Below are 7447 nucleotides of genomic sequence, written 5' to 3'. Positions count from 1 at the left end.
GCGCCCAGCCGCAGCAGGTCGCGGATGCCAGCGAGCCGCGCCGCCAGGCCAACGGCCTGCCCACCGGCTGGTTCGTGCCGAGCGCGCCGGGCAACTGAGGGCCTTCGACAAGAAGAAGCCCGCGCCGCCGAAGGGTGGCGCGGGCTTTTTCTTTGGCGGCCGCGCCTCTCAGAGCCTTTCGGAACGCCTATCGCCGTCATTGCGAGGAGGCGAAGCCGACGAAGCAATCCAGGGGCCAGTGCGCACCGGCCCCTGGATTGCTTCGCTACGCTCGCAATGACGGCACTGGAATTCGGAAGGGACTCGGCCTCAGTGCGCGTCGACGAGGCCCGCGGGGCGGCGGTAGCTCCAGGCGCCGAGCGGCGGCATGTTGCGCCAGACGAAATCGACCATGCGGCCCTGCAGCCCCAGCTTGCGCCGCGGCAGCGGCGACAGGATCTGGTTGGTCAGCTGCAGGAAGCGCCCCGACCGGCCCATACGGGCGAAGGCGGTGTCGATGATGCGGCGCTGCAGGTCGAGCGGGAACCAGATGATCGGCAGGCTGGACGCCACCAGCGACAAGCGCTTGATGCCCGCCTTGTCCAGCATCGGGCCGATCTCGGCCACATCGCCTTCCAGCACCGTGACGCCGGGAAAGCGCTGGCGCAGAACGGTGCAGAACTCCGGCATCTTCTCGACCAGGATCAGCTTCTCGGGCGGCAGCCCGGTCGCCAGCAGCCCCTCGGTGAGGCTGCCGGTGCCGGCGCCGAGCTCGAGCACGGGATCAGTGCAGCGCGGGTCGACATGCCGGGCGAAAGCCTTCGCCACGGCGGGGCCGGAGGGCGCCCAGGACGCGACCTTGAGCGGCGAGCGGAACCACAACCGCAAGTACAGCCAGGAATCCTTGCTCATGCGACATCTCCGTGCCGTTTGTCAGGACAAACGCCAGTTTTCGCAGAGGGTTCCGCGACGCGCGGGCTAGACCTGGGCCTGAACGTCCAGCGAATAGCCGGCGGAACGGACGGTGCGGATCAGGTCGGTCTCGCTCTCGTCGTTCAGCGCCTTGCGCAGGCGGCGGATGTGCACGTCGACGGTTCGCGGCTCGACATAGACGTCGTGGCCCCAGACGATGTCGAGCAGCTGCTCGCGGCTGAACACCCGGCCCGGATGCTGCATGAAGTGGCGCAGCAGGCGGAATTCTGTCGGGCCGAGATGGACGTCGCGGTTGCCGCGGCGGACGCGGTGGCCGCCGAGATCCATGCTGAGATCGGCGTAGCTGAGCACGTCTCCGGCGCTGGACGGTGACGTCCGGCGCAGCACGGCCTTGATCCGGGCCATCAGCTCCGGCGTCGAGAACGGCTTGGCGACGTAGTCGTCGGCGCCGGAATCGAGGCCGCGGACGCGATCCCCCTCCTCGCCCCGCGCGGTCAGCATGATCACCGGGATGTCCCGGGTCTTGGCGCCGCGGCGCAGCTGGCGGCAGACCTCGATGCCGGAGAGATGCGGCAGCATCCAGTCGAGCAGCACGAGATCCGGCCGCTGCTCGCTGGCCAGCAGCAGCGCTTCCTCGCCGTCATAGGCGGCGAGGACGCGGAAGCCTTCGCGCTCGAGGTTGTACGTCAGGAGAGTGACGAGATCGACCTCGTCCTCGACCACCAGAACCAGCGGCTGGATGCCGGCCCTCATGCATTGTCCTCCGGCTTGGCCTCGGGGGTGACGACGGTGAAGGAGGTGGCGTCGCCCTTCGGCCGCACATCCTTCACCGGCTTGCCCGTGAGCTGGAAGTGGATCAGCTCGGCGATGTTCGTGGCGTGGTCGCCGATCCGCTCGATGTTCTTGGCGATGAACAGCAGATGGGTGCAGGGGGTGATGTTGCGCGGATCCTCCATCATGTAGGTGAGGGTCTCGCGGAACAGGCTGGTGTAGAGGTCGTCGACCGACTCGTCCTGGCGCCAGGCCGCCAGCGCCTTGTCCAGGTCGCGCTCGGTATAGGCGTCGAGCACGTCCTTGATGATCTGCTGCACCATCCGGCCCATGCGCGGCAGCGTCGCCACCGGGCGGACCACCGGCACCTGCGCCAGGGCCAGGGACCGCTTGGCGATGTTGGCGGCGTAGTCGCCGATCCGCTCCAGGTCCGAGGCGATGCGGAGCGCCGAGACCACCTCGCGCAGGTCGCCCGCGAAGGGCTGGCGCAGCGCCAGGATCTGGACCACGGCGGCGTCGACCGCGTTCTCATACGCGTCCATCTGCTCGTCGCTGCGCATCACCCGGCCGGCGAGGTCGGCGTCGCGGCGCACCACCGCCTGGATGGCGAGTTCGAGCTGGCTTTCGGCCAGGCCGCCCATCTGCACGATGGTGCGGCGCAGGGCCTCGAGCTCCTGGTCGAAGGATTTGACGATGTGTTCGTTAGCCATGACGCGGACCCTTCCTGACCCGGTGCTCAGCCGAAGCGGCCGGTGATATAGCTGTGCGTCCGCTCATTCTTCGGGCTGGTGAACAGCTCCGAGGTCTCGCCGAACTCGACCAGCTCGCCAAGATACATGAAGGCGGTGAAGTCGGCGGCGCGGGCCGCCTGCTGCATGTTGTGGGTGACGATCGCGATCGTGTAGTCGGTCTTCAGCTCGTCGATCAGCTCCTCGATCTTGGCGGTCGAGATCGGGTCGAGCGCCGAGGTCGGCTCGTCGAGCAGCAGCACGTCCGGCCGCATCGCCACGGTACGGGCGATGCACAGGCGCTGCTGCTGGCCGCCGGAGAGGCTGGTGCCGCTCTTCTTCAGCTTGTCCTTGACCTCGTCCCACAGCGCGGCGCGGCGCAGGGCCGCCTCGATCCGGCTGTCCATCTCGGCCTGGTCCAGCTTCTCGTAGAGCCGGATGCCGAAGGCGACGTTGTCGTAGATCGACATCGGGAACGGCGTCGGCTTCTGGAACACCATGCCGACCCGGGCGCGCAGCAGGTTCAGGTCCTGCTTCGGCCCGAGGATGTTCTCGCCGTCCAGCAGCACCTCGCCGACCGCGCGCTGCTTCGGATACAGGTCGTACATCCGGTTCAGGATGCGCAGCAGGGTCGACTTGCCGCAGCCCGAGGGGCCGATGAAGGCGGTCACGCAGCGCTCGTAGAGCGGCAGGTTGATCTTCTTCAGGGCCTCGTGGTCCTCGTAGAAGAAGGACAGGTTGCGGACCGAGATCTTCTCGCGAAGGTCGCGGCCGAGGTCCTTGGGGCGCTCGACATTGATGTCGAGCGTCGTCACCTGAGCACCGTTGCCTGTCATGGCCGTCAGCCCTGCTTGCTGCCGAGCGAGGAAAGCGCCCGGGCGATGATGTTGAGAAGGAGGATCGTCACGGTGATCAGGAGCGCCCCGCTCCAGGCCAGCTCCACCGAGCGCGGATCCGTGCTGTTCAGCGTCATCTGGTAGATCGTCACCGGCAGGTTCGCGATCGCCTGGGACATGTCGGCGGACCAGAACTGGCTGCTGAACGAAGTGTAGAGCAGCGGCGCCGTCTCGCCGCTGATGCGGGCCACCGCCAGCAGCACGCCGGTGATGATGCCGTTGCGCGCGGCGCGGTAGCAGACATTGGTCACCACCTTCCACTGCGGCGAGCCCAGCGCCGACGCGGCCTCGCGCAGGCTGTTCGGCACCAGCCGCAGCATGTCCTCGGTGGTGCGGGTCACGACCGGGATGGCGATGATCGCCAGCGCCGTCGCCCCGGCCCAGCCCGAATAGTGGCCGAACAGCCCGGCCACCAGGATCTGGTAGACGAACAGGCCGATCACGATCGACGGGGCGCTGAGCAGGATGTCGTTGACGAAGCGGATCACCTCGGCGAGGCGGCTGGTCTTGCCGAACTCGGCCAGATAGGTGCCGGCCATGATCCCGACGATGGTGCCGATGATCGTGCCGAACAGCGTCATCATGAAGCTGCCGTAGATCGCGTTCAGCAGGCCGCCCCCGTCGGAGCCGGGCGGCGGGGTCGATTCCGTGAACAGGTTCAGGCTCAGCGAGCCGACGCCGTTGATCACGAGCGTCGCCAGGATCCAGACCAGCCAGAGCAGGCCGAAGATGGCCGCGGCCAGCGAGATGGTCAGCATCGTCGCGTTGAGCGCCCGGCGGCGGGCGTAGCGGGCGGTTGCGATCTGCATGGCGTTAGCCTCCTGCCTTACGCTGCAGCCGCATCAGCTGAAGCTTGGCCAGCGACAGGACGATGAAGGTGATGACGAACAGCGCCAGGCCCAGGGCCAGCAGCGCCGAGTTCAAGAGCTCGCTGGGGTTGGAGTTGGCCAGGTTGGCGATCGTCGCGGAGATCGTCGTGCCCGGGGCCAGCAGCGACGCGTTGATCTTGATGGCGCTGCCGACGACGAAGGCGACGGCCATGGTCTCGCCCAACGCCCGGCCCAGGCCGAGCATGACGCCGCCGACCACGCCGGCGCGGCTGTAGGGCAGCACCACCTTCCACATCACCTCCCACGTCGTCGCGCCCAAGCCGTAGGCCGATTCCTTCAGCAGGGGCGGCACCGTCTCGAACACGTCGCGGGTGATGGCGGTGATGAAGGGCAGGATCATGATCGCGAGGACGATGCCCGCGGTGAAGATGCCCTGGCCGTAGATCACGCCGGAGAACAGGAAGCCGATGCCGGGCAGCTGGCCCAGCGTCGCCTTCAGGAAGGGCAGGATGGTCTGCTGCAGCACCGGGCCGAGCACCAGGAAGCCCCAGATGCCGTAGATGATGCTGGGGATGCCGGCCAGCAGCTCGATGGCGATGCCGAAGCTGACGGGGACGGCGATGATCATGGCGATCACCGAGGTCACCAGCGTGCCGTAGATCGGCGCCAGGCCGCCGAAGATCTCCTTCGGGGGCTGCCAGGTCGGGTCCAGGAAGAAGCCGGGGCCGAAGGCCTGCAGCGCCGGCAGGGCGCCGACGGTCAGCGACACGATCGCCCCGCCGAGCAGGATCAGGACCAGCACGGCGAAGGACTGCGTGGCCACCCGGAAGCCCGCATCTGCCAGGCGCTGGCGGCGGGCGACATGTGCGCCGATCCTCATTCCGATGTTCTGCGACGTCGCGTCCACCATGAATCACCTTGCCCCGGAAACAGGCGGCACCGTGCGGTCGGCAGCGACCCGCACGGTGCCGTATCGATCAACGGCGGGCTGCGATCACTTGGACGCGGTCCAGATCGGCTTGCCGTCGGCGCCCTTGATGTTGTCCTTCCAGGTCTTCTCGACCATGTCGACGACCGCCTTCGGCATCGGCACGTAGTCGAGGCCTTCGGCGTCCGACACGCCCTTGGCATAGGCCCAGGCGAAGAACTGCAGCGCGGTCGCGGCGGCCGCCGGATCCTGCGGCTGCTTGTACATCAGGATGAAGCTGGCGCCGGTGATCGGCCAGCTCTCCGCACCCGGCTGGTTGGTCAGGATGACGAAGTAGTTCTTCGAGTTGGCCCAATCCGCGTTGGCGGCGGCGGCCTGGAAGGTCTTCAGGGTCGGCTCGAGCGTCTTGCCGTCCTTGTTGACCATCTTGGTGTAGGTCAGCTTGTTCTGCTTGACGTAGGCATACTCGACATAGCCGATGCCGCCCTCGGTCTGCTGCACGGCGCCGGCGACGCCGGCATTGCCCTTGCCGCCGATGCCCGTCGGCCACTGCACCGAGGTGCTGGCGCCGATGCTGTCCTTGAACTTGGCGTTCACCGAGGAGAGATAGTTGGTGAACAGGAAGGTGGTGCCGGAGCCGTCAGCGCGGTAGGCCGGGGCGATGTCGGTGCTCGGCAGGCTGAGCTCCGGGTTCAGCTTCTTGATCTTGGCGTCGTCCCACTTGGTGATCTCGCCCAGATAGATCTCGGCGATGGTGTCGCCATCGAGCACCAGCTTGCCCGGCTCGACGCCCGGGATGTTCACGACCGGCACGACGCCGCCCATGACCATCGGGAACTGCACCAGGCCGGCGGCGTCCAGATCCTCGGCCTTCAGCGGCATGTCGGAGGCGCCGAAGGTGACGGTCTTCGCCTTGATCTGGTTGATGCCGCCGCCGGAGCCGATCGCCTGATAGTTCAGGCCGACGCCGCTTTCCTTCTTATAGGTGTCCGCCCACTTGGCGTAGACGGGAGCCGGGAAGGTCGCGCCGGCGCCGGTGATGTCGGCCGCCTGGGACGCGCCCGCCACGAGCGCGAGCGCCGCGCCGATCGCGGCGCCGCGGAGGATGGATCGTGAAAACAGCTTCACGGGAATCTCCCTGTGATGGGTGCGACGCCCCCCCTGAGGCGCCGTCCGGTCAGACGGCCTGTGCCGTGTCCGAGCGCAGGCTATAAGTCGCCACCACCGAAGCTTTTAAGACAGTTCAGTTACAGTTTTATGAACCGGCCGGCCGGGGGCCTTGCCGCCCGGCGCCGCGGGCAGGTGCACGGTGAAGACGCTGCCGCGGCCGACCTCGCTGTCGATCTCCAGCCGGCCGCGATGGCGGCTGACGATGTGCTTGACGATGGCGAGGCCCAGGCCGGTGCCGCCGACGGCACGGCTGCGCGCCGGGTCGACCCGGTAGAAGCGCTCGGTCAGGCGCGGCAGGTGCTCGCGGGCGATGCCCTCGCCCTGGTCGCTGACGCTGACGACCAGACTGGTCCGCCGCCCCTCCGCCACCGTGCGGGCGGACAGGCCGACCACGCCGCCCTGGCGGCCGTAGTTGATGGCGTTCGACACCAGGTTCTGGAACACCTGGTACAGCTGGTCCGAATCCCCGACCACCTCGGGCAGGTCCGGCGCCAGGTCGAGCTCCAGCCGCTGCGCCTTGCGCTGGGCCTTGAGCTCCAGCGCGTCGGCCACCGACTGCAGCAGCGGGCCCACGGTGACCCGGCCGGTCGGCGGCACATGCTCGTCCAGCTCGATCCGCGACAGCGACAGCAGATCGTTGACCAGCCGCGACATGCGCTCGGACTGCTGCTGCATGATGCCGAGGAAGCGCTCGCGCGCCGCCGCATCGTCCTTCGCCGGACCGCGCAGCGTCTCGATGAAGCCCATCAGGCTGGACAGCGGCGTGCGTAGCTCATGGCTGGCATTGGCGACGAAATCGGCCCGCATCTGCTCGACCCGCTTGGAGGCGGTGAGATCGTAGAAGGTGACCAGCAGCGCCGGCTCGGGCCGGTCGCCGGATTCGCGCTCGCCGGCATCGCCGCGCCGCTCGAAGCGCTGGATCCGCACCTCGAACTCGCGCTCGATCGGCACCGGCAGGTTCAGCGGCACGGTCAGCGCCGGCCCGCCGGCGAGGACGGCGTCGACCGCGGCGATGATCTCCGGATGCCGGATCGCCTCGGCCATGTCGCGGCCCAGAAGGCGATCGCCGAACAGCCGGCCGGCGGCCTCGTTGGCGCGCAGCACGCTGCGGTCGCCGGCCAGCACCAGGATCGGGTCGTCCTGCGCCTCCAGGATCTCCGACGCGGTCTGTAGCTCCACCGCCAGGCTGCGCTCGCGGCCGCGGGCATGGCG

At 68.2% G+C, this 7447-nt stretch carries 8 protein-coding genes; all 8 read right to left on the bottom strand.

What is annotated here, in order from left to right; genetic code table 11:
* Window positions 1-309: 309 nt before the first annotated feature.
* Complete coding sequence (locus tag P409_RS20780) at window positions 310-891, bottom strand: class I SAM-dependent methyltransferase (RefSeq protein ID WP_052121044.1); 582 nt, start codon at window positions 889-891, stop codon at window positions 310-312.
* Between the two features lie 66 nt (window positions 892-957).
* Window positions 958-1665 (bottom strand): phosphate regulon transcriptional regulator PhoB, encoded by a 708-nt coding sequence (gene phoB / locus P409_RS20775; protein ID WP_088156985.1) that lies wholly within the window; start codon window positions 1663-1665, stop codon window positions 958-960.
* Window positions 1662-2393 (bottom strand): phosphate signaling complex protein PhoU, encoded by a 732-nt coding sequence (gene phoU, locus P409_RS20770; RefSeq protein ID WP_034842970.1) that lies wholly within the window; start codon window positions 2391-2393, stop codon window positions 1662-1664. The genes phoB and phoU overlap by 4 nt, the downstream gene beginning before the upstream one ends.
* A gap of 26 nt (window positions 2394-2419) precedes the next feature.
* Window positions 2420-3247, bottom strand: a complete 828-nt coding sequence (gene pstB / locus P409_RS20765; protein WP_152613463.1) for a phosphate ABC transporter ATP-binding protein PstB — start codon at window positions 3245-3247, stop codon at window positions 2420-2422.
* A 5-nt stretch (window positions 3248-3252) separates the two neighbouring features.
* Complete coding sequence (gene pstA / locus P409_RS20760; RefSeq protein ID WP_034842967.1) at window positions 3253-4116, bottom strand: phosphate ABC transporter permease PstA; 864 nt, start codon at window positions 4114-4116, stop codon at window positions 3253-3255.
* Between the two features lie 4 nt (window positions 4117-4120).
* The gene (gene pstC / locus P409_RS20755; protein ID WP_034842982.1) at window positions 4121-5017 is read right to left on the bottom strand and encodes a phosphate ABC transporter permease subunit PstC; all 897 of its coding nucleotides are present in this window, start codon (window positions 5015-5017) and stop codon (window positions 4121-4123) included.
* Window positions 5018-5131: 114 nt separating this feature from the next.
* A complete protein-coding gene (gene pstS, locus P409_RS20750) occupies window positions 5132-6193 on the bottom strand; it encodes a phosphate ABC transporter substrate-binding protein PstS (RefSeq protein WP_081991664.1) in 1062 nt (353 codons plus the stop codon).
* A 105-nt stretch (window positions 6194-6298) separates the two neighbouring features.
* Window positions 6299-7447 (bottom strand): ATP-binding protein (locus P409_RS20745; protein ID WP_052121040.1); only part of this gene is annotated, 1149 nt, incomplete at its 5' end.

Origin of the sequence: Inquilinus limosus MP06 (assembly GCF_000767795.1) — a bacterium.
GTDB classification, from domain to species: domain Bacteria; phylum Pseudomonadota; class Alphaproteobacteria; order DSM-16000; family Inquilinaceae; genus Inquilinus; species Inquilinus limosus_E.
This window is presented reverse-complemented; position numbering and strand designations above follow the sequence as displayed.